Source organism: Arthrobacter sp. H5, from assembly GCF_000520595.1.
GTDB lineage: Bacteria > Actinomycetota > Actinomycetes > Actinomycetales > Micrococcaceae > Arthrobacter_D.
On the sequence record NZ_KI914999.1, the window covers coordinates 21704 to 41689 of the forward strand.

Here is a 19986-nt window from a genome sequence, read left to right on the forward strand (position 1 = left end):
TTTCACTGGCGGGCCGGAAGCCGCAGAGTGCTTCGAAATCCGACAGCGCGAAGATCATTTCGGGCTTGTGGTTACTGTCCCGGTAGTTTCGGTGGGCTGCGTCCATGGCCACCCCGGAGTGGTTCTCAGCGGCAAAGCCGGCCCGCGCTTCATCCAGGCTGGGATGAACCTGGAGCGACAAAGGCGCCGCGGCTGCGAGGACCTTCATCAGGTAGGGCAGCTTACCGGCAAACCCGGAGCCTACGGCCGCACCAAGCATTCGTTCGGGATCGGAGGCTATCAGCGCATCCAGTCCCCCGGTGGATCCGTCGCGAAGGACCGTACGGGAGGGCGAATCCGGATGGGCGCCCAGCCACAGCTCAGCTTCCGGTCCACCGGAGGGCGTGCGGCCGAGCAGCCCGGCGATGGCGGTCGTCGAACCCCACGCATACGGGCGCAGCGGGTTATCCAGCAGGTACATGGCAATCCGTTCCTTAGGCGGGGCTGCATTCCCCGTTGTCGGCGAGCAGTGACTCCAGGGTCAGCCAGTCCTGGTTGATCGCCAGCTGGTTCAGGTATTCCTCGCTCAGCTCCGGTGTGGTTTGCATTGGCACCGCGGACATCGCGGGCACCACATCGAAGGCTTGGAAGTTCGTGCCTCCACCGAGCGCCGCTGGCGCGGCGGCGAACATTTCCTGCACCCGCTGTTGGATCAGATCGAAATCGGGGAAGGTGGAAAACAGGTCCCCGGGCTCTCCGAAGTCGGGCGCACCGATGGTGAGCGATTCGACGTCGTGATTCTTGGCCTTGAGGGCAAGGTCAGCGAAACTTCCCAGCTGATCCCGCGGAATGTCGGTCTCCACAATCTGGGTGCCGGCCGCGGCGATGTCCTGGAAGCGGGTGAGCAGCGTGGCCGGATCGAGCTGCGCGATCATGGCGGCCTGTACGCACTGCTGGCGTTGGATGCGGGAGTAGTCAGTGGCGTACTCACGGGAGCGTGCGTACCAGAGGGCATGGTAGCCGTCCAGGGTCTGAACCCCGGGCGCGATCCATTCGGACGGCGGGTTGAAGCGCTTGGGGTCGCTTCCCGGAATCTCCGTGGAGGTCACGGGCACCCATCCGCCGGCGTCCACGGTAATGCCGCCCATGGCGTCGATGAGCTCTTCGAAGCCCGCCATGTCCACGAGGATGTAGGCCTGTACCTCGATGCCCAGGATGCCGCTGGCAGCGTCCATCATCGCTTCGGCGCCCGGATCGTCAGCTTCCGGGTAGAGGTGCGCAAACTGTTCCGTGACCACCGGGTAGAGGCTGTTGATGATGCATTCGTCGCCGCAGTTGTACCCATCCGGGTACTCCTGCCACAGCGGCGAATCCTCCGAGAAGGGGGCATTCTGGAAATCCCGCGGAATGCTGAAAGTCACCGTCTGGCCGGTGTCGGCATCCACGCTGATCACGGAAATGCTGTCCGGGCGCCGGCCCAACCGGTCTTCTCCGGCGTCGCCGCCCATGAGAAGGAAGTTGTAGCGGCCGTCCACGGGGTCGAATGCGGGCCCTGCCTGGAAAATGGAACCGAGCGTGCTGCGGCCCACATTGAGCAGGTAGGCACCATAGGCCAGTGATCCGCTGGTCACAATCATCAGCACGGCCAGCGAACCGGCTACTACGGGCCGCATGCGGCGCTCCAGGAGCGGCGGCCGGATGATGCGCAGCGTATTGATGAACAAAAACGCCCAGCAGACAGCTAGAACCAGCAGCACCCCGATGAGCACCAGCGACCACCACTGGTGGGTGATCACACTCACCAGCAGTTGGCGGTTGGTGAAGGCCAGTACGACGACGGCGATCACCGTCAGCCAGACGGCAAAAGTCACCTTGAGAGCCCGGCGGCCAAGCCGCCGGTCGCCGGCAACCACCTGGGCCGCGCCCGGGATGAAGACCGTCAGCAACAGCAGCACGAATGCCCGTTTGGTCCGGGTGTGCGGGGAGGCGGACTCCGGGTACCGTACCGGATCGGTCAGCAACGCCCGTTCAGCCTGGGTCTGCCCTCTCATGCGCCGCCTTCAGCGGAGCCCATGCGCGCCCTGAGGGCGGCACCCTTATCCAACGCAGTCTGCCGAAGACCCACAGCAAAATCGTCCAACCGGCCCCTCAGCTCCGTGGACAGTTGGTCGCTGCCTGAGGCGATGATCCGGACCGCGAGCAGACCTGCGTTGCGGGCTCCGCCCACTGAGACGGTTGCGACGGGGATTCCGGCGGGCATCTGCACAATCGAGAGGAGGGAATCCATGCCGTCCAGGTGCTTGAGTGGAACGGGGACGCCTATCACCGGCAGGGGAGTCACGGCTGCCAGCATGCCCGGAAGGTGGGCTGCGCCGCCGGCGCCCGCAATGATGACGCGGAGACCGCGTCCGGCCGCTTTGCTACCGTACTCGATCATGTCCAGCGGCATGCGGTGGGCGGAGACGACGTCGGCCTCGAACGCAACGCCAAATTCCTCCAACGCCTTGGCTGCGGCTTCCATCACCGGCCAGTCGGAGTCGGATCCCATCACGAGGCCCACCAGGGGGGACGGCGGTGCTGTGCTCACGAAGTTTCCTCTCGGGGGTCGCGCGCATCTTTGAGGATTGCGGCGGTTCGCTCGGCCCGGCTTCGGACCGATGCCAGTGTCTCACCGTTTGATCCCACAGCGTTGACATGACCGATCTTGCGGCCGGGGCGGACGCTCTTGCCGTAGGCATGGATCTTGGCTGCGGGCTCGGCGGCCATGGCGTTGCTGTAGGCGCCAAAGAGGTTCTGGTTGGCGCCGCCGAGGTAATTCTTCATCACCACCACGCCCCCCAGCAGCCCGGTCTCGCCGAGCGGAAGATCGAGCACCGCGCGCAGGTGCTGTTCGAACTGGCTCGTCACTGAACCGTCCATGGTCCAGTGACCGGAGTTGTGCGGGCGCATTGCCAGTTCGTTGATCATGAACCCCGCGTCGCTGCCGGGGGTTTCAAAGAGCTCCATCGCCATCACTCCGGTGACGCCGAGGTCCTCAGCGATCCTCAGGGCAGCCTTCTGAGCTGCTTCCGCGATATCCGCCGGAAGGTCTTGTGCCGGTGCGATGACTTCGTCGCACACTCCCTTCACCTGGATGGAGTGCACCACCGGCCACACCCGGGCCTCGCCACGGGGGGACCGCGCCACCAGGGCTGAGAGTTCGCGGCTGAACTCCACCTTCTCTTCAGCCAGGAGGGCGGATCCGGTGAACCAACCGGCGGCGTCGTCGGCCTCGGCAGCTGACGCGAGGATCCGCACGCCCTTGCCGTCGTAGCCGCCGCGCGGGGTTTTAAGCACCACAGGCCAACCGCTCCGGTCGCCGAATTCCTTGAGCGCCTGAACCGACTCGACCTCCGCCCACACCGGGTTGGGCAGTCCAAGCCGGTCCACCGCCCTGCGCATCACAATCTTGTCCTGTGCGTGGGCAAGCGCAGCAGCGCCGGGCTGTACGTTCACGCCCTCGGATTCCAGCAGGCTCAGGTGGCTGCCCGGGACATGCTCGTGGTCGAACGTCAGCACGTCAACACCGCGGGCGAAGGCGCGCAGGTCCTCGATACTGGTGTAGTCGCCCACCGTGGAGTGCGCAATGGCAGCGACGGCTGAAACATCAGGGGACTCCGCCAGAACGCGGAGCTCAAAGCCCAGTTCAACCGCAGGAGCTGCCATCATCCGCGCCAGCTGCCCACCGCCCACCACGCCTATTACTGGAAAAGTCACTTACTCAGGGTACCCATAGCCGCCGGTGCGGCGAGCGATATGACCTCCCGGCAAGATGGGTTTCTAGGAAACTCCCACGTATGGTCGGTAAAATGGATCACTGATCGTCGGGCGCCAATCGCTCGGAGACCTGCCAGGCGCTCTGTTCCGCGGACTGTTTGGCATGTGACCGTAAAACCGACCGGAGGGTCATGTTCAACACGCTCGCGGACCGCATCAGAAGTCTTGCCTCCCTGTTTTGGCGGGAACTCGCAAAGTTCGGTGCGGTTGGCGGTGTGGCGTTTGTCATAGACAAGGGTCTGTTCTGGTTGTTCATCCACGGACCGATGTCCGACAGCGAGGTTAAGGCTCAGGCCGTCTCCGCAGCCATTGCCACGGTCTTCGCCTGGGTGGCCAACCGCTACTGGACCTTCCGGCACCGCAGGCAGGCCAATGCTGCCAGGGAACTGGTGATGTTTGCGGCAATTAACGTTGTGGGGCTGGGGATCGCCGCCGGTTTTGTGTGGTTTGCAAAGTACCCGCTGGACATCACCGACAAGTCAAGCCTTTTCATCGCGGGGATCGCGGGCACTGTCCTGGCAACCGCTGTTCGCTTTCTGGCGTACAGGTTCTGGGTGTTCAACGTGGAGCTGGATGCCGAGCCGGGCTACGCCCATGACCATGAACTGCTGCACCCGCGCCCGGCGGAGCCGGCCGGGGATAGTGCGCAGTCAGCGCCCGACGGCGGCACTCCGGGTACAGCGGTGACCGGCGCTAAGCTTCCAACCGAGCAGTAACGCGCTCGCCGGCAAGCAGCTTGTCCGACACTTCAATGTCGGGATGGACCACTATGAGGGTTCCGTCCGCAGACCACGTCGACAGTGCCGCCTCCAGGACAGCCCGGAGGTGGAGCCCGGCCGACACAAGAAGGACGCCGCCGTCTGACGCTGGCAGATCCTGGAAACCCATGGTTGCGCGGTCCGCCTCCATGAGGGGCAGATTGTCTGCCGGGACATCATCCAGGTAGACGTCGCCAAAGGAGCGCACCACGGCCGCGTAGTCCAGCGCTCCGGGCGGCAATTCGCCCGGCCAGCGAAGGTCCATCGCTCCGGGGGCCACCAGCACACGTGCCGGCGCATCTTCGTCGGGGACTGATCCGGGCCCGGTGACATCGATATCCACTGGACCGCTGATATCCACCTCGCCGCTGCGCTCGCCGATTACGGTGACCGCTCCAACCTGCCAGCTGGCCATGGCCCAGACAAGGGTTTTCCAATGTGGCGGGAGCCGCAGTCCCACCCGTGTGCTTTGTTCAGCGTCGAGTTCCTCGACCAGCAGGTTGGAGGTTTTCGCCACCCAGTTGTCCAACACGCGGCCGGACAATTCGATGCGTTCGCCTTCGCCCCCGTACCAGACCAGGCGTGGTGAGGAGGACTCATGCGTACGCAGCCGCTCCAACAGGCCGGTAATTCCTTGTATCGCTTGCAAGTGATGCCGCCTTCGGGATCGGTTTCTGCGGGTACGGATTTCATGTGACTGCGGTGTGCAAAAGGGCGCGCCCACGATGGAGTGCCAAAGTGTCCGCGTGGCGTGCCAAGCGCCGGGAAAAATACTCTATAAGATTCCCCTGGCCGCTTGACGCGAAGCGTATTACACACGTGTAATTAGGTATCGGATTTGTTCCAGCATCTGGGAGCCGTTGCCACACACAGTCACATGCCGTGTTGGGCACGCACTCCACAATAGCTTCTGTTGGAACGGCTACACCGGGAGGGCTGAGATGGGGCAGGCAGAACAAATTCAGGATAAGACATCCATTGAAGCGCAGGCATCCGCGCGCTATGGATCACGGGGCGTGCCGGATGACTGGTATGTAGATCCGGCGGATCCGTCCGCGCTGGAGCGGTACCGGAAGCAGTCGGCGGACTCTCTGGAAGATCAAGCCACGGCATTCCTGGCAGCGCATGAGGCGCTTGCCGGTATGCCGCAGGTTGAAGCATTTCTGCGGCCGGCCGCGCCCGATCAGCCGCAACCCGTGGCACCCATCGAACGGGTTGAACCGGCCGTCTGGATAGGGCTCCCGGGGATTGGGCACGACTTCGATGACGAAGGCGAGCTTGGCTGGCAGGCGGACGCACTGTGTGCCCAGACTGATCCGGAAGCATTCTTCCCGGAAAAAGGCGGATCAACGCGAGACGCCAAAAAGGTGTGCGGAGCCTGCACCGTGAAATCGCAGTGCCTTGAGTACGCGCTGGCCAATGACGAGCGGTTTGGGATCTGGGGCGGTCTCTCCGAGCGTGAGCGCCGCCGATTACGAAAGCGAGCGGTCTGATTTCCACGCATCTCAGGGTCACCGCCGTTGTTGTCGCACACAACGGGGCCGAATACCTTCCTGAAACACTCAGGGCGCTCGGCAGCCAAACCCGGCCGGCTGACTTCCACGTAGGCGTTGACGCGGGTTCCACTGATGACTCTGCGTCGATCCTGCAGCTGCAGTTGCCGGTGGGTTCACCGGTTGTTGGATCAGCGCCCCGGGCGGGATTCGGCGCAGCCGTCCGCGTGGGGCTGGCAGAGATTCCGCCCATGCGCGCTGCGGAGGCGGAAACGGTCAACCAGAACTGGATCTGGCTCCTTCACGATGATTCAGCGCCTCAGTCAGACGCGCTGGAGGAGCTGCTCGAAGCGGTGGAACGCGCCCCGTCCGTGACAGTCGCCGGTGCCAAGCAGGTGGAATGGCACCACCACCGCAGGCTCGTTGATGTGGGCCTGTCCATTAGCCGGTGGGCGGAGCGGCTCACCCTCATCGACGTCGATGAGCTTGATCAGGGCCAGTATGATTCCCGCAGCGACATGTTCGCGGTGAACTCTGCAGGCATGCTGATCCGGTGGGATGTCTGGGACAGTCTCGGAGGATTTGATCCCGCACTCCCCGGCACCGGGGATGATGTGGATTTCTGCTGGCGCAACAGGCTCGCTGGCCACCGCGTGGTGGTTGTTCCCGCGTCCGTGGTGCAGCACGCCGGATCCCGGAACAACCATGCCGGTACGCTGCGTTCAGGCCGCCGGTCGGAGGTTTATCTTCGACTGAAGCACGCAAGGCTGTGGAAGGTGCCATTTCTCGCCGTCGGAGCTGTGCTCGGCGGCGTTGCCCGCCTCATCCTCGGGCTCCTGGCAAAGGATCCGGGGTACGGGTTCAGCCAGCTTTTTGCCAGCATCGCCGCTGTGCTCAAGCCGATCGATCTCTTCAAATCCAGGCGCAGCGCCTCCCGCACCCGTAAACTTTCGCGCAACGTTGTTCGGGCTCTCCGGACCGACCGACGGGAGGTCTGGTCCCACCGCAGGTCCGTGGTCGAGGCATTTTCCGCCAGGGGCGGTCCCGAGGACGGCGCAACGGCAGCAGTCCTCGACGTGCCGTCGGGTGATGCCCAGGATGATTTCGCCGCGTTGGATGGACCGGCCCGCACCTGGGTAGGTGTTGGCGCCGTTGCCTCCACTGCGGTCCTTGCCGCGCTGTCCATCGCCGGAATGTACCGGCTTGTTGGTGCTCCGGCGCTGGCGGGTGGCTCGTTGCTGCCGCTGTCAGCGGATCTTGGCGCCATGTGGGCCAACGCGTCCGGCTGGTGGGTTGGCCTTGGTTCGGGCATGGCCGGGCACGGCGATCCGTTTGGTTACGTGTTGTGGCTTCTGTCCGTCATTGGCTTCGGCAGCGGAAACGCGGTGGTGGTTGGCCTCGTGATCCTGGCGATGCCGCTGAGCGGTTTGTCCGCGTGGTTTGCCGCGGGCGCTCTCAGCCGCAGCCGTGGAATGCGCCTGTGGGCGGCTTTTTTCTGGGCGTCCGTGCCGGCGCTACACGTGGCAATGGGGAGCGGACGGCTTGGAGCCCTGCTGGCCCATGTGCTGCTGCCGCTGGTGGCACTCGGAATGATCAGGGCAATCGGTGCAGCTCCCGCACCCCGTTCCAGCGCTCCCAGCGAAGACGGTGAGGACTTCCGACCGAAACAGCGCGGGATTGAAGCTCTGCTCAAGCCTGGCATCAACTCGGTTCCAAGCTGGACCGCCGCGGCTGCCGCGGGTCTTCTCCTTGCCGCACTGGTGGCGGGCGCTCCGTCGCTGTTCCCGCTCATGGTGGTGGCGGTTCTCGGAATCACGCTGGCGGTGAGGAAGCGGGCCAAGACTCTGTGGTGGGCGCTCCTGCCGCCGTTTGCCCTCTTCCTACCGTTTGTGCTGTCCACCTTAGACCGGCTGCGGGCGGTTGTGGGTGATCCTGGAGTGCCGGTGCCCTTCGCTGCGGCAGACATGTGGCAACAGGTGCTCGGCTTCCCGGTGGCGTTTGACCCGTCGGCTTCGCTGGCGGCTTTTCCCCTGTTCCCCGAGGGCCCCTGGCCGATCGTGGCAGCGCTGTTGATTGGTGGGCCGGTCGTGTTGCTCGCAGCCTCGGCGTTGTTTCTGCCGGGCCGCCGGCGCGGCGCGGTCAGAGTGCTGTGGTTGCTGGGAATTCTTGCCCTTCTGGCGAGCGCGGCATCCGGCCACCTCGTCACCGCGGTGGGTTCTTCGGCGCTCATCACGCCGTTTACGGGACCGTTTGTCTCAGTCTTCATGTTCACCATGCTCGCGGCAGCGGTTCTCGGCGGGGAATCGATATCCCGTCTGCTCCGGGCCCGCCCGTCACGGGACGCCCGCCCAAGGCGCCGGTCCGCTGTGGTCCTGGCAGCCGCCGTCGTCGTGCTTTCCCTTGGGCCGGCAGCGAGCCTGACTCTCTGGGTGGTCCCCCAACTGACTGGAACCGTCCCCCAACTGACTGGAACCGTCCCCGCCGCTGACGGAGGCGGGACCGATTTTGGCACCGGAATACAGCTGGCGCCGAGCGCCGACCGTACACTGCCCGCAACGGCTACGGACCGCGGATTCAGTGAAGACCAAAGCAAGTCCCTGGTCCTCAACGTGGACGGCGACAACAACGTGAGCGCTGCCCTGATGCGTGGCGGTGGAACCACCATGGATGAACTGTCCCAGATTTATTCAGCGCGGAACCTTTATGGTCCACTTGATGCGGCGGCGCTTCGCGAGGACGACGACGCGACGGCCAACATGCGCAGGGCTGTCGCCGTCATTGTGGCCGGCACAGGCGTTGATCCCAGGAAGAATCTGCAGAAATTGGGTGTTGGATTTGTTGTTTTGCAGCAGTCCGACACCGCCGCGGAGGTTCTGGCGGGGCACATTGATTCCGTGCCTGGACTGGTGTCAGTGGGCAACACCAATGCGGGTTGGCTCTGGCGGGTAGTGCCGCCGCTGCTACCTGACGGTACGGAGGGAACATCTGCGCTGGGTGCACGTGCCCGGATTGTCAACGAAGCCGGGGCCACCGAGGCCGCGATTGATTCGCGTCCCACCTCGGTGTCCGGCACCATCGCGGCTGGTGGTGAAGGCCGCAGGCTGGTTCTCACCGAGCGGACTGATCCAGGCTGGCAGGCAACCCTGGACGGACGCCCCCTGCAGCCAGACTCCACGGGGTGGGCGCAGGCGTTTGCCCTGCCACAGTCCGGGGGGAATCTTGAGGTGCGTTATGTCAGCCCGTGGGAACCGTGGGCTGGCATTGCACAGGCAATCATTATTGGGCTGACGGTCCTCCTGGCGGTTCCTATTCCAGCCCGCCCGCGGTTTGTCAGGGTGCCTCCGGGACGTGTGCGTCAACGGGAAGAGGATTCCGCCCGGAAACTGGAATCAGCCGGACGGGTCAGAGAGCCGCAGGCCGCGGCTGTTGCACCCTCCGACGCAACAGATCAACGGGAAGCGGCCCTCAGCGGCGGCAGGAGTCGCGAGTGACTGAGTTACCGGGCAACACTGAGAATACTGATCACCAGGACCATCCCCACAAAGCGGACGACGGCGGTACTTCCGGTAAACGTCAGCGGCAAGGATCGGGCGGTCGCCGGGCACACTGGGCCAGGGGCGTTGCGGGTGTGGCAACAGGTGTGGTTCTCCTCGGCGGAGCGGGCAGCATGGTGGCGTGGAGTATTGTCGCAGTGCCTGGTGGAGCGGCCATCCAGTTGCCGGTTCCCACAGCTGCTGTGCCGCCTGGCGAGTTTTCGGCGGTCTGCGCTGCGCCGCCCCGCTTGCTCGACGGCGAGGTGGATGGTGTGGACCCCAACTTCAGCCCGGTATCGGAAACTGCTGAATCAAGCATTGGCGCCATGGTGCTCAGCGATCTTGGGGGCGCCCTTCCCGGGAGTTCACTGTCCCCGCTCGCGGGTGGGGAATCCTTGGTGACCATCGCCGGGGACACCGCCGAATCAGGGGACAGCGCTGCTCCCGAGGTCAGCAACGAAGACGGTCTCACCAACAGGACGGCAGGGGTGGTGCGCGGTCAGCAGATTGAAGGTCCCACGGTGCTTCGGGCACAGGCAGTCGGAGGACAGCAGGCCACGGCAGGTGCGTCACTGACCTATGCAGCCACGGACGGCGATCTGCGGGGGCTGGCATCGGCTAATTGCCAGAGCCCCGGCAGCGACTTCTGGGTATTGGGTGCGTCCACCACTGTCGGATCAACGGCGGTACTGAATCTGCACAATCCGTCCTTGACACCCGCAACGGTCAATCTGGACCTGCATGGTGCGGACGGTCCCATCGAGGCTCCCGGTGGCCAGGGCATCCTGCTTCCTCCCGGCGAGTCCCAGTCCATTGTCCTCGCGGGGTTTGCGGCCAACCAGGAGCAGCTCGCAGTCAGGGTGCTCAGCGACGGCGGCAGCATCACGGGTGTCATCCAGCAAAGCGTGCTTCGCGGACTGACGCCGGGCGGAGTGGAGCTGATTCAGCCGGGAGCAGCGGCTTCCAGCACCCAGTTTGTGAGCGGGATCCAGGTGCAGGATCAGGACACCGCACAGGCAATTCAGGAGCAGGATGGGTACGCATCGGCCTCGCCCAGTCTTCAGGTTGTGGTGCCGGGCGGAACCGATGCCGTGCTGGATATCCGGCTCTATGGGCCGGACGGTGAAGTGGAGCTTCCCGGCGGGGGAGTGGTGACCGCTGTTGCCGGGGGCATTGCATCCATTCCACTGGATTCGCTTCCCGCCGGCAATTATGCGGCGGCGATCAGTTCCGATGTGCTTGTGGCGGCTGCGGCGAAGGTCAGCCGTGGGAGCGAACCGGAGGAACCGGTTGACCTTGCGGTTGCACCGTCCACCGGACGTCTTGGCAGTGAGCACGTAGCGGTGCTGCCGGAGAATGTGGACTCTTCCTTCGTTTTCAGCGCGCCGTCCGGCCGCTCGGAGGTACAGCTGACCCCGGTTGCCGGGGACGGCACGCTGGGTGAGGCGAAAGTCTTCAGCATTGCCGGCGGCACTGCCGTTTCTGTCCCTTCGGCAGACCTTGGAGACGGGGTGGTGTCCGTACTGATTGCCGCCACGGGTGACCCGGCGTATGGTGCCCAGGTTCAGTCGCTTGATGGGGACACCCCTGGAATTTCCATCACGCCCATTGCGCCCGGAAGTGCAGGTCAACAGAGCGTCGCGGTCAACCTGGGCTACTAGCGTTTGCGGCTGCGGTTGCCCGCGCGCGTGCTCCCGCCCTTCTCCGGGTGTGGGGGTCTTCTGGATTGGATCGCTCTTTGACGGCATCCTGTGACCGATTGGCGTCGCCTCTGAGGGGGTGCGATGCGGCTAGTTCGAGCCAGCCCAGCGTCGCAATGGCGAGGAGAGCCGCCATCGATTGCGCGTCGAGTGCCCGATCGAATTGGTGTCGTGAAGATCGCGCCCAAACACACCGTGATCAACGTAGAGGTCATTGTGTCGGGCGCCGACGGTCAGAAGATCTGCACACCGCCGGTCGGTGGACTGCTGCCGCGCCGAAACGGGTGCATAGCCGATCAGTTTCGTCATGGGCTGCTTGAATGTGTCTAGTAACTAACGGCAGATACAGCGATTCAGCCAGCAAGTTGTGAGACATAGTTACGAGAATCGCTGGTCGGGGACCCTACCAGTACGATTCCACGAAATTTAGGGCGCTGCCGTCATCGCAGTCGTTCAGTCTGTGAGACGTCTCAAATCCCTAGAGTTGCAAGATGGCGACCCTATTGCGGATGCCATAGCTTTCTCGGGAAATTTCTCGGGCAGGTCTTACGGGAATAGGTGCGCCAGTGATTGCGAGCTTCGACTGTTCGCATGGAGGCCCGAGGGGCGTTCCCTTACGAACACGAGGGCAGATCACACACGCTGCGGACTGAGAATTGGGCCGCCGCCGTCGTCGAATGGCTGACCTTCAACGCCCACATCATCAACACCGGCACGGCCTCCTACCGGCTACGCACCACCAAGGAGAAACGCCCATGAGACCCATGATCCGCACCGACATCCACGCCATCAACGCGATCGACGCCGAGCAGCTCGCCGCCGACCGTGAGTGGGACCACACCGACCTGACCTATCTGCAGGCCCTGACCGTGCTCGCCGCCACCGCGCACGCCCGGATCACCGCGACCATCCACGCTATCGCCCAGTTGCGGGTGTCGCAGTCGGCGCGGACAGCGATGTCGCCGATGAGCCGCCCGCCGGTCTCGATGCCGATCTGGAGCCATACGCCGGGTTGGGTGAATCGCACGTTGCGCATCTCGACGATCAGCGCCCGGGCGCTGTCGACGGGGTATGGCGTCTCCCATGACTGGTAGCGGGCCTGCACCGGGTCGCTTCGGTACGCCGCCAGTGCGGCGGCGTCGTCGTTTGTCATTCGGCGCAGCACCAGATGCTCGGTGACGGCCAGGATCTCCCCGGTCATCGTGCTCAGCTCCTTGGGGTACCGAGATGCACGGCGTCAGGCGTCGCGTCGGTGCAGCGTGACGGCGGCCGCCGCGAGAGGGACGACAGCGTAGGCGGCCATCACGATCAGGCTCGCCTGTGTGGAGAGGTAGGCACCTTGCGTCTCTGCTGCTCCGGTGGTGAGCAACGCTGAGGACGCCGGCAGCGGAAGGTAGCTGACGATGGTCTCCACCCAGTCCAGGCGGATGAAGCTGAGGGTGCCGGGCAGCAGCAGCAGGACGGTCAGGGCAACGGTCACGCTGGCTGCGGTGGAGCGCAGGAGCGTGCCGATGCCGAGCGAGAACAGGGCGGCGGCGATGAGGGAGTAGAGGGTGCCGCCGAACACGCGCCAGGTGCCCGGGTCGTCCAGCGCTGGGACGAGGTCGTACTGCGAGAGCTGGGGCATGGTGACGAAGTAGGACAGGGTCACGCTGACGAAGGTCACGGCGGCCGTCAGCACGACCAGGACGAGGGCTTTGGCGCCAAGGACGGGGATCCGGCTCGGGACTGCCGCGAACGTGGAGCGGATCATGCCGGTGGCGTATTCCCCGGTGATGAGCAGGGCGCCCAGTACGGCGATGGTCAGCATGCCGAAGTGGAAGCCGCCTGCGATGATCTCGGCGCCATGCATCTGCTCGATGCCCGGGGCCAGGGCGGGATCGTCGGCCATGGCGCTCAGCGACATGGCGGCGGCCAGGGCCACCAGCGTGATCACTGCGGCGGTGGAGGCCAGCGCCCACCACGTCGAGCGCAGGGACAGCAGCTTGATCCACTCCCCGCGCATGACCCCCGCGAAGGTGGGCTGCACCTGCGCGGCGGCGGGTGAGGTCATCGGCGGGCCGGCGGTCAGGGTGCTCATCGGTTCTGGCCCTTCTGGCCCTTCTGGGCTGGGGTGCTGCGGGCGGTGGTGGGCTCGGAGCGGTACTCGACCGCGTCCTGTGTCAGGTTCATGTACGCCTCTTCGAGGCTGGCGCGGCGCGGGGACAACTCGTACAGCGGCAGCCCGCATCTGAAGGCGACCTCGCCGACGTGCTCCGCGGTGGTCCCGCTGACCTCGAGCATCCCGGCCTCCGGAGAGGTGATGGTCACACCGTCGGTGGCCAGAGCGGCGGCGAGCTCGCCGGCGCGCGGGGAGCGCACCCGCACAGCGCCGCTGGCGACGGAGTCGATGACCTGTTGGACCGAGCCGGCGGCGATGATGTGACCGCGGCCGATCACGAGGAGCTGGTCGGCGGTCTGGGACATCTCGCTCATCAGGTGCGAGGACAGGAACACGGTCCGTCCCTCGGCGGCCAGGTCGCGCACCAGCTGGCGAACCCACTGCACGCCCTCGGGGTCGAGCCCGTTGACCGGCTCGTCGAGGATGAGCGTTCGGGGGTCACCCAGGAGTGCGGCGGCGATGCCCAGGCGTTGGCTCATGCCGAGGGAGAACCCGCCGACGCGCTTGGTCGCGGCCCCGGCCAGGCCGGTCATCTCGATGACCTCGCTGACGCGAGAGGTCTTGATGTTGTGGGTGGCGGCCATCGTGCGCAGGTGCGAGCGGGCGCTGCGGCCGGGGTGCACGGCCTTGGCGTCGAGCAGGGCGCCGACCTCCCGCAGCGGGGAACGGTGCTGCCCGTAGGGCTTGCCGTTGACCGTGACGGTGCCCGACGTCGGCCGGTCCAGTCCCATGATCAAGCGCATCGTCGTGGATTTGCCGGCACCGTTCGGGCCGAGGAACCCGGTCACGGTGCCGGGCGCGATGGTGAAGCTGAGGGTGTGCACGGCGGTCTTGTCGCCGTAGCGCTTGGTGAGCTGGTGTGCCTCGATCATGACCGGGACCTTCCTGGGTGATGGTGGGACTGGCGGATCTGATACGGCCGCTCGGCGTGCCCGTCTTGGCGGGTCGGTGAGGCGGACGACGACGTTGCCGCGCTTGGGGTCGGTGTCGACGATGCGGTGGGCCTGTGTGCGCATCCGATGACTTGACCTGCCGGTAGGGGCCTTGGAAGGCCCCTACGCGACGTCCCAGTGGTAGTTGGTGTCCCACCGCCAGAAGGCCCACACCGCGGCACCGAGGCAGATGGCTCCGAACAGGACGGGGACTGCTCTTGGGTTCACGCTTGCTGCTGGGCGCGATCGGCCTCACGGCTGGTCGGCATGGTCGCCGACGGTGCGGTGCGGGGCCAGGTCCAGACGGAGCGCAGGATGAAGGCCAGGATCAGCACCTCGACTCCGATAGTGAGGGCGTAGTAAAAGGCGTAGTCCCAGGACGCCCCTGCCGCGTTGAACACCATGACGGGGATGTACAGCGATGCAACGACGAGGTTCGTGGCGCGGTTCACACGGGCGGGCAGCGTCATGGAGAGCATGATCATCAGGGCCGGGATCGCGATGATCACGAAGAAAATGGACATCAATGTCCCGCTGATGTCGAACTCGAAGATGACGCCACCGCGAATTAAGTCGATTTCGCCGGGCTGGTAGAGGTGGTAGTAGTCGATGTAGATGACGAGGAACATGAGGCTGGTCCAGGCTGCCGCGAGCTTGGCCTGCACGGGGATCGGCGGGTTGTCGAGCAGGTTCGGGGTTTTCGTTCGGATGGTCATCGGTTCTTCTTTCAAGAGGAGCGGTCCGTCCGCCGGAGTGGCGGCAGGTTTGGGCGTGCATGCGCACGGGTTGGGTCGTTCTCGTCGGTCCGGTCGTCAGACGGTGATCACGACCTTCCCTCGGGCGTGGCCGGCCCCGACGTAGCGGAGGGCGTCGGCTGCTTCGTCGAGGGAGTAGGTGCGATCGATGACCGGCATGACCTGCCCGGTCGCGAGGAGGTCGGCCAGGGTGAGCAGGTCCTGGCGCTTCCCGACCGACAGGAAGGGCTTCAGCTGCTGACGGGTGGACCCGGACAGCACGCGCGCTTTGACGATCCGACCGAGGGGGCCGAGCCAGCGGCCACCGCGTCCGCTGTTGGGGATGAGGGTGCCGGTGGGCGTCAGCGCTCGGCGGACAGCCGCCAGGGGCTGGGCTTCCACGTTGTCGAGGATGACGTCGTAGCGCTTCTCGGTGCGGGTGAAGTCGGTCCTCGTGTAGTCAACGACGTGGTCGGCACCGAGCAACCGGACCAAGTCGACGTTGCGGGTGCTGCACACACCCGTCACCTCGGCGCCAAACGCCTTGGCGATCTGTACGGCGAAGGAGCCCACGCCGCCCGACGCGCCCGTGACCAGCACCGTCTGGCCCGGTCGGACGTTCGCGATATCGCGCAATGCCTGCAACGCCGTCATGGCCGACGTGGGCACCGCTGCCGCGTCCACGACCGACAGGTTGGCAGGCACGGACACGAGGTTGTCCGCCGGGACGCAGGCGTACTCCGCGAGCGTTCCAGCGGTGCTCCAGCCGAACACCTCGTCACCGGGGCGGAGAGCGGTGACATCCTTCCCGACCGCTGCCACCACGCCAGCGAGGTCCCTGCCAGGGATGCCGTGGCGCGGCCGGCGGAGCCCGAACGCCAGGCGCACCACGTACGGCTCACCGGTCATGACGAAGTAGTCGCCAGGATGTACCGAGGCCGCGTCCACCTGGACGAGCACATCGCCTCGACCGGGCAGCGGTAACCCGACCTCGGACGACTCGAGCACTGAGGGCGGGCCGTAGCGGTGCTGGACGGCGGCCCGCATCGTCGCCGCCCCGGCCGGACTCGCCCCCGGCACCGGGCGTGCTCCGGCATTTGATCGCTGTTTGATTCCCACAGAAGCCTCCTCACGTCCGAACCGCGACTCTCGCTGGCTCGTATAGCGTACAGCGTACGCGTACGCTGTACGCGTACGCTGTACGCTATACTATGATCGTAGGCTGTACGATTGTCAAGCGGTTCGAGAGAGCGAGGGGACCCGTGTCTGCGAGGGAACAACGCCAGGTCGCGTCAGACGCGGGGCTGAGCAAGCAGCGGGTGGTGGTCGAGGCGGTCCGGCTCGCCGACCGTGAGGGGGTCGACGGGCTGAGCATGCGCCGGCTGGCTGGCGCGCTCGGTGCGGGCGCGATGTCGCTCTACCGCTACGTGGCGAGCAAGGAGGAGTTGCTGGACGCCATGATCGACATCGTGTTCGAGGAGATCGAGCTCCCGCCCGAAGAGACCGACTGGCAGTCGGCGATACGACGGCGGGCGGTATCCGCCCGACAGGTTCTCGCACGCCACCCGTGGGCGAACGGCCTGATGGAGTCGCGGACAACGCCGGGGCCCGCGAACCTGCGCCACCACGAAGCGGTCACCGCCTGCCTGCGCAGGGCTGGCTTCCCGGTCTTGATGGCGACGCACGCCAACTGGTTCCTCGACAGCTACGTCTACGGGTTCGCCCTGCAGGAAGCCAGCCTGGGGTTCGACACCGCCGACGAGTTCGCGGACATGGCCGAGGACGTCTTCCTGCCCCAGCTTCCTCCTGACCAGTTCCCCTACCTCAACGAGTCCGCCGCGGCGCTCGTCGCTGCCGGCTACGACCCGGCGGAGGAGTTCATCTTCGGCCTCGACCTCGTCCTAGCCGCCCTCGAGCCCCTGAGAGCCTCCGCATAGCGACGCTCACGGACCGTCGCGCGGCCCTCTGCACCGCAGTTCCGATGCATAACCGCCGTGTTGTAGTTTCTTATACGACTCGGTGTCTCGAAACCTCTGTGTCTCGAATCCCATGGTTTTTGGGACAGCGCTGCTCTGACGATTCAAGCTCGGCCGTAAGCCGGCACTTAGCAGGGTTCAAGCGGGCGTCGGGGAAAGCTGAAAGATGAACCGGTCGTCAGGCTGGTGCCCAACTCTATGGGGGCCGGGTCGGCGCGCGCAACGAAACACAGCTAACGGACTGCTCAAGTGCGCGTTGGCCGCCCCGCAAGCGGATCAGGTTGCGGCACGTCGACTATTGCCGAGTGGGGTCGGGTTACAGGTTGTGGCTGCGGGCGTTTTAGTCGGTGCGCGCCCAGTCGCAGACAGCTAAAGCCTCTTCTGGTGCACTGGTCCCGGCATATCCTCGGCCGCCGGGCGCGTCCTCGCAGGATTCCTCGGTTATCGCCTTAGTGATGCTGTAGGTGAGCGGGAAAGCTGCTGCCAGCAATAGTGCGACGGTACATAAGGACATCGCCCACGCCATCCGGTTCGTTCGTGCCCGTTTCATGAGGACACAGGTCATGACCGCGCCGAGAGTCGCAGCTACGTATGGCAGGTACATGACGCTTTGAGCCCCAGTGATGCCTGCTCCCATGATGAAGGAGTGCAAATAGCTCACTGCGAAGCAGAGGACCGCCAGTATTGGAAGAGCGGTGAAGATGAGTACCGCCGTCGCCAGGGCGTCGGGTTTTTTCGACCGGCGTACACGGTGCCGGGCAGGCAACTTCGCGTAGTGAAGTCGCCCTTCCGAATTCGTCGTCATCCGACCGGCTTCCCTGTTGCATCAACAGGGAAGCTTTCAATCACTTCGCCGCTTTCCGTGTCGATGATAACGACCGAGTGCGAAGGCCAGCCAGGATCCGGTACGAGCGTGTGCTCGACATCACTCAATGGCACGGCGATTGCTCGCCCAGTCGCGTCGCGGGTGGAGGCATCCACGATCTTTCCAGTGTCCGTACGGACCGCGACTGTCTCATCAGGCAATCCCGCGGTGTCACCCGAAACGGGTGTCCCATTCCACCAACCCTCATACCCCCTAACAGATGCGACCTCGGATGGGACTGCTTCCGAGGTCGGCAGCGCTCCGGAATCGACGCCACAACTGCTCAAGGTGAGCGTTCCGACAAGTAGTAGGCCCATACTCGCGGCTACACGAATCTCCATAAGTATTCCCCCGCATCATTCACTTCTGTAGGGCCGAGCCTACTAGGCGTACATATACGCGGGCGGGCGCCAATGCCTTCCTCACAACCACTGGCGTGCCGGGCGATTGAAGTCTTGATCTGGGCGGACCGCAAGTCACAATCCAGTGGGGCTGCCGTTGCGGGTCATCCATCTGTGGGCGGGTGGACCCCGGAGGGTAGAGCTCGATGCCGTCCACCTGTGGATGAGCTGCCAGTACCGTTCCAGGGAGCCTCTGAGGAATCCCACCGTGGACCTGGGACGTCTCGGAAATGATGCCATGCAAGACGACTCAACGCCTGAAATTGCGACACCGAGCGACCAAAGAACGACGCCAACCAAGCGTTGAAGTGGGCTCTGGTCTATCTATGTGCAGCGGGTCCAGTCAGGCACGCGATCTGCCATAGGCAGGATCCACTGCCTCCGGGGTCATTCCCATCAGCTCGGCCGCCTGTTCAACCACCACATCATGGACCAGCTCGTTCGGAGCAACGTAGCCCTTGGCGGCCATCTCAACCGCGTGGCGGTAGATGGTGATCGTGGCCGGGCGGCCAGGTACCGCGGGTGTGCAGGTACCAAGCAGTCCGCGGACCGTCTGCGGTGTCATCCCTTCCAATCCGGAGGGGATCTCCGCGACGTTGATCTGGAGATCCTGGATCCGTTCACCCCACAAGCGTTCCAGCCGCTGGGTGGATTCCATCACCCATTCCTCAAAGCGTTCGGAACGGCTGCGGAAACCGGGAAGGTGCGACGGAATCAGTTCGCCGCGCGTCCCGCGTCCGTGCCGGTTCCTCCGCCGCCGTGCGTAAGCCCGCGCGGTGGCCGGCCGCAGACCGTCCGCCTGGGATTCGGTCAACCTCACCGAAAAACTTGTACTGTCGCGCATGTAAAAACTCTAAACCCAATGCAACCCCAGCGCGCGACTTCCCCCGTTAAAGCAGGTAGGCTCATCAGTCGTGGGATCCATTCGTCAATGTTCACGCTCAGCGTGCCAGCGTGCAGCAGTTGCCACGCTCACCTATGTGTATGCCGATTCCACGGCCGTACTCGGTCCGCTTGCCACGTACGCAGAACCGCACTGCTATGACCTGTGCTCCCCGCACGCAGAGCGGCTGACGGTTCCCCGTGGGTGGGAGGTTCTCCGACTGGCACTTCCGGCCGGTCCGCCTGAACCGAATAGCGATGACCTCCTTGCGCTGGCTGATGCGGTCCGCGAGGCGGCGGTAGACCGGAATCCCGAGGAGCCGTACGCGCACCACCAGGGTCACAAAGTGCCGCTAAGTCGGCCGCCGGGCGAGCCCGGTGTGCGCCGCGGGCATCTGAGGATCCTTCGCGAGCAGTGAATGCAGTGAATGCAGTGAATTCCGTGACCGTTGGTCGGCCGCGATAGGCTACTACTACCGCGTCACCGCGGTATTCGTAGGATTCTGGAAAGGTTTTGCTGCCTTGGCCCTCATCTCACCCGACCTGCTGGCACTGCTCCGCTGTCCCGTTACGGGCTCCTCATTGGTACAGGAGGATGACCAGTTGCTCTCCTCTGCGCCCGATCCGTCCGGCACGCGGTTGAAATACACCATCGATGAGGGAATCCCTGTCCTCCTCCGCCCCGAATTACTTCCTGCGGCCGATGCCGCAGGATCCGACCAGCACGACGCCCCCGTGGCTGATACATCCCACTAG

Annotated in this window: 21 protein-coding genes; 9 read left to right on the forward strand and 12 right to left on the reverse strand. The window is 64.8% G+C overall.

Features of this window, described 5'->3' with window-relative positions:
• From manA to Y708_RS0112425, 4 genes are all read right to left on the reverse strand, one after another.
• Window positions 1-460 (reverse strand): mannose-6-phosphate isomerase, class I (gene manA / locus Y708_RS24745; RefSeq protein ID WP_035776209.1); only part of this gene is annotated, 460 nt, incomplete at its 3' end.
• Between the two features lie 13 nt (window positions 461-473).
• Window positions 474-2030, reverse strand: coding sequence for an LCP family protein (locus Y708_RS0112415; protein ID WP_028280186.1), 1557 nt, complete (start codon window positions 2028-2030; stop codon window positions 474-476).
• Window positions 2027-2527 (reverse strand): 5-(carboxyamino)imidazole ribonucleotide mutase, encoded by a 501-nt coding sequence (gene purE / locus Y708_RS0112420; protein WP_051478962.1) that lies wholly within the window; start codon window positions 2525-2527, stop codon window positions 2027-2029. Before purE ends, Y708_RS0112415 begins: the two co-directional genes overlap by 4 nt.
• Before the next feature lie 35 nt (window positions 2528-2562).
• Complete coding sequence (locus tag Y708_RS0112425; RefSeq protein WP_028280188.1) at window positions 2563-3735, reverse strand: 5-(carboxyamino)imidazole ribonucleotide synthase; 1173 nt, start codon at window positions 3733-3735, stop codon at window positions 2563-2565.
• Window positions 3736-3926: 191 nt separating this feature from the next.
• On the opposite strand from Y708_RS0112425, the gene Y708_RS24750 reads away from it, so the two are divergent.
• Complete coding sequence (locus tag Y708_RS24750) at window positions 3927-4511, forward strand: GtrA family protein (RefSeq protein ID WP_051478956.1); 585 nt, start codon at window positions 3927-3929, stop codon at window positions 4509-4511.
• On the opposite strand, the gene Y708_RS0112435 is transcribed toward Y708_RS24750, so the two are convergent.
• On the reverse strand, window positions 4489-5202 hold the full coding sequence (locus Y708_RS0112435; RefSeq protein ID WP_028280189.1) for a TIGR03089 family protein: 714 nt from the start codon (window positions 5200-5202) through the stop codon (window positions 4489-4491). The two genes, Y708_RS24750 and Y708_RS0112435, sit on opposite strands and share 23 nt — an antisense overlap.
• A 292-nt stretch (window positions 5203-5494) precedes the next feature.
• On the opposite strand from Y708_RS0112435, the gene Y708_RS31075 reads away from it, so the two are divergent.
• The 3 genes from Y708_RS31075 to Y708_RS24760 are packed head-to-tail and all read left to right on the forward strand — an operon-like array spanning window position 5495 to window position 11240.
• On the forward strand, window positions 5495-6046 hold the full coding sequence (locus tag Y708_RS31075; RefSeq protein WP_081746755.1) for a WhiB family transcriptional regulator: 552 nt from the start codon (window positions 5495-5497) through the stop codon (window positions 6044-6046).
• Window positions 6046-9537, forward strand: a complete 3492-nt coding sequence (locus Y708_RS24755; protein ID WP_081746757.1) for a glycosyltransferase family 2 protein — start codon at window positions 6046-6048, stop codon at window positions 9535-9537. Before Y708_RS31075 ends, Y708_RS24755 begins: the two co-directional genes overlap by 1 nt.
• The gene (locus Y708_RS24760) at window positions 9534-11240 is read left to right on the forward strand and encodes a DUF5719 family protein (RefSeq protein ID WP_155853839.1); all 1707 of its coding nucleotides are present in this window, start codon (window positions 9534-9536) and stop codon (window positions 11238-11240) included. The genes Y708_RS24755 and Y708_RS24760 overlap by 4 nt, the downstream gene beginning before the upstream one ends.
• A 129-nt stretch (window positions 11241-11369) precedes the next feature.
• On the opposite strand, the gene Y708_RS28440 is transcribed toward Y708_RS24760, so the two are convergent.
• Window positions 11370-11588 carry a hypothetical protein gene (locus Y708_RS28440; protein ID WP_343212970.1) on the reverse strand — a complete coding sequence of 73 codons (219 nt, stop codon included), beginning with the start codon at window positions 11586-11588 and terminating at the stop codon, window positions 11370-11372.
• Window positions 11589-11870: 282 nt separating this feature from the next.
• On the opposite strand from Y708_RS28440, the gene Y708_RS29195 reads away from it, so the two are divergent.
• Both Y708_RS29195 and Y708_RS31080 read left to right on the forward strand, forming a co-directional pair.
• Window positions 11871-12038 (forward strand): hypothetical protein, encoded by a 168-nt coding sequence (locus tag Y708_RS29195; RefSeq protein WP_155853840.1) that lies wholly within the window; start codon window positions 11871-11873, stop codon window positions 12036-12038.
• Complete coding sequence (locus Y708_RS31080) at window positions 12035-12373, forward strand: hypothetical protein (RefSeq protein ID WP_253905797.1); 339 nt, start codon at window positions 12035-12037, stop codon at window positions 12371-12373. Before Y708_RS29195 ends, Y708_RS31080 begins: the two co-directional genes overlap by 4 nt.
• Before the next feature lie 143 nt (window positions 12374-12516).
• On the opposite strand, the gene Y708_RS0112470 is transcribed toward Y708_RS31080, so the two are convergent.
• From Y708_RS0112470 to Y708_RS0112485, 4 genes are all read right to left on the reverse strand, one after another.
• Window positions 12517-13359, reverse strand: a complete 843-nt coding sequence (locus Y708_RS0112470; RefSeq protein WP_028280192.1) for an ABC transporter permease subunit — start codon at window positions 13357-13359, stop codon at window positions 12517-12519.
• Window positions 13356-14312: an ABC transporter ATP-binding protein gene (locus Y708_RS0112475; protein WP_028280193.1), complete on the reverse strand. Its 957-nt coding sequence runs from the start codon at window positions 14310-14312 to the stop codon at window positions 13356-13358. Before Y708_RS0112475 ends, Y708_RS0112470 begins: the two co-directional genes overlap by 4 nt.
• 284 nt (window positions 14313-14596) lie before the next feature.
• Window positions 14597-15088, reverse strand: a complete 492-nt coding sequence (locus Y708_RS0112480) for a DUF6326 family protein (RefSeq protein ID WP_028280194.1) — start codon at window positions 15086-15088, stop codon at window positions 14597-14599.
• A gap of 96 nt (window positions 15089-15184) precedes the next feature.
• A complete protein-coding gene (locus Y708_RS0112485; protein ID WP_216699791.1) occupies window positions 15185-16225 on the reverse strand; it encodes an NAD(P)-dependent alcohol dehydrogenase in 1041 nt (346 codons plus the stop codon).
• A gap of 143 nt (window positions 16226-16368) precedes the next feature.
• On the opposite strand from Y708_RS0112485, the gene Y708_RS0112490 reads away from it, so the two are divergent.
• Window positions 16369-17043, forward strand: a complete 675-nt coding sequence (locus tag Y708_RS0112490) for a TetR/AcrR family transcriptional regulator (protein ID WP_028280196.1) — start codon at window positions 16369-16371, stop codon at window positions 17041-17043.
• A gap of 379 nt (window positions 17044-17422) precedes the next feature.
• On the opposite strand, the gene Y708_RS0112495 is transcribed toward Y708_RS0112490, so the two are convergent.
• Window positions 17423-17887 carry a hypothetical protein gene (locus tag Y708_RS0112495; protein WP_028280197.1) on the reverse strand — a complete coding sequence of 155 codons (465 nt, stop codon included), beginning with the start codon at window positions 17885-17887 and terminating at the stop codon, window positions 17423-17425.
• A gap of 804 nt (window positions 17888-18691) precedes the next feature.
• A complete protein-coding gene (locus Y708_RS0112505; protein WP_028280199.1) occupies window positions 18692-19192 on the reverse strand; it encodes a metallopeptidase family protein in 501 nt (166 codons plus the stop codon).
• 70 nt (window positions 19193-19262) lie between these two features.
• Here Y708_RS0112505 and Y708_RS0112510 point away from each other — a divergent pair, with 70 nt between their 5' ends.
• Together Y708_RS0112510 and Y708_RS0112515 are read left to right on the forward strand one after the other, a co-directional pair.
• Window positions 19263-19649: a DUF3499 domain-containing protein gene (locus Y708_RS0112510; protein ID WP_028280200.1), complete on the forward strand. Its 387-nt coding sequence runs from the start codon at window positions 19263-19265 to the stop codon at window positions 19647-19649.
• A gap of 103 nt (window positions 19650-19752) precedes the next feature.
• Window positions 19753-19986, forward strand: a complete 234-nt coding sequence (locus Y708_RS0112515) for a Trm112 family protein (protein WP_028280201.1) — start codon at window positions 19753-19755, stop codon at window positions 19984-19986.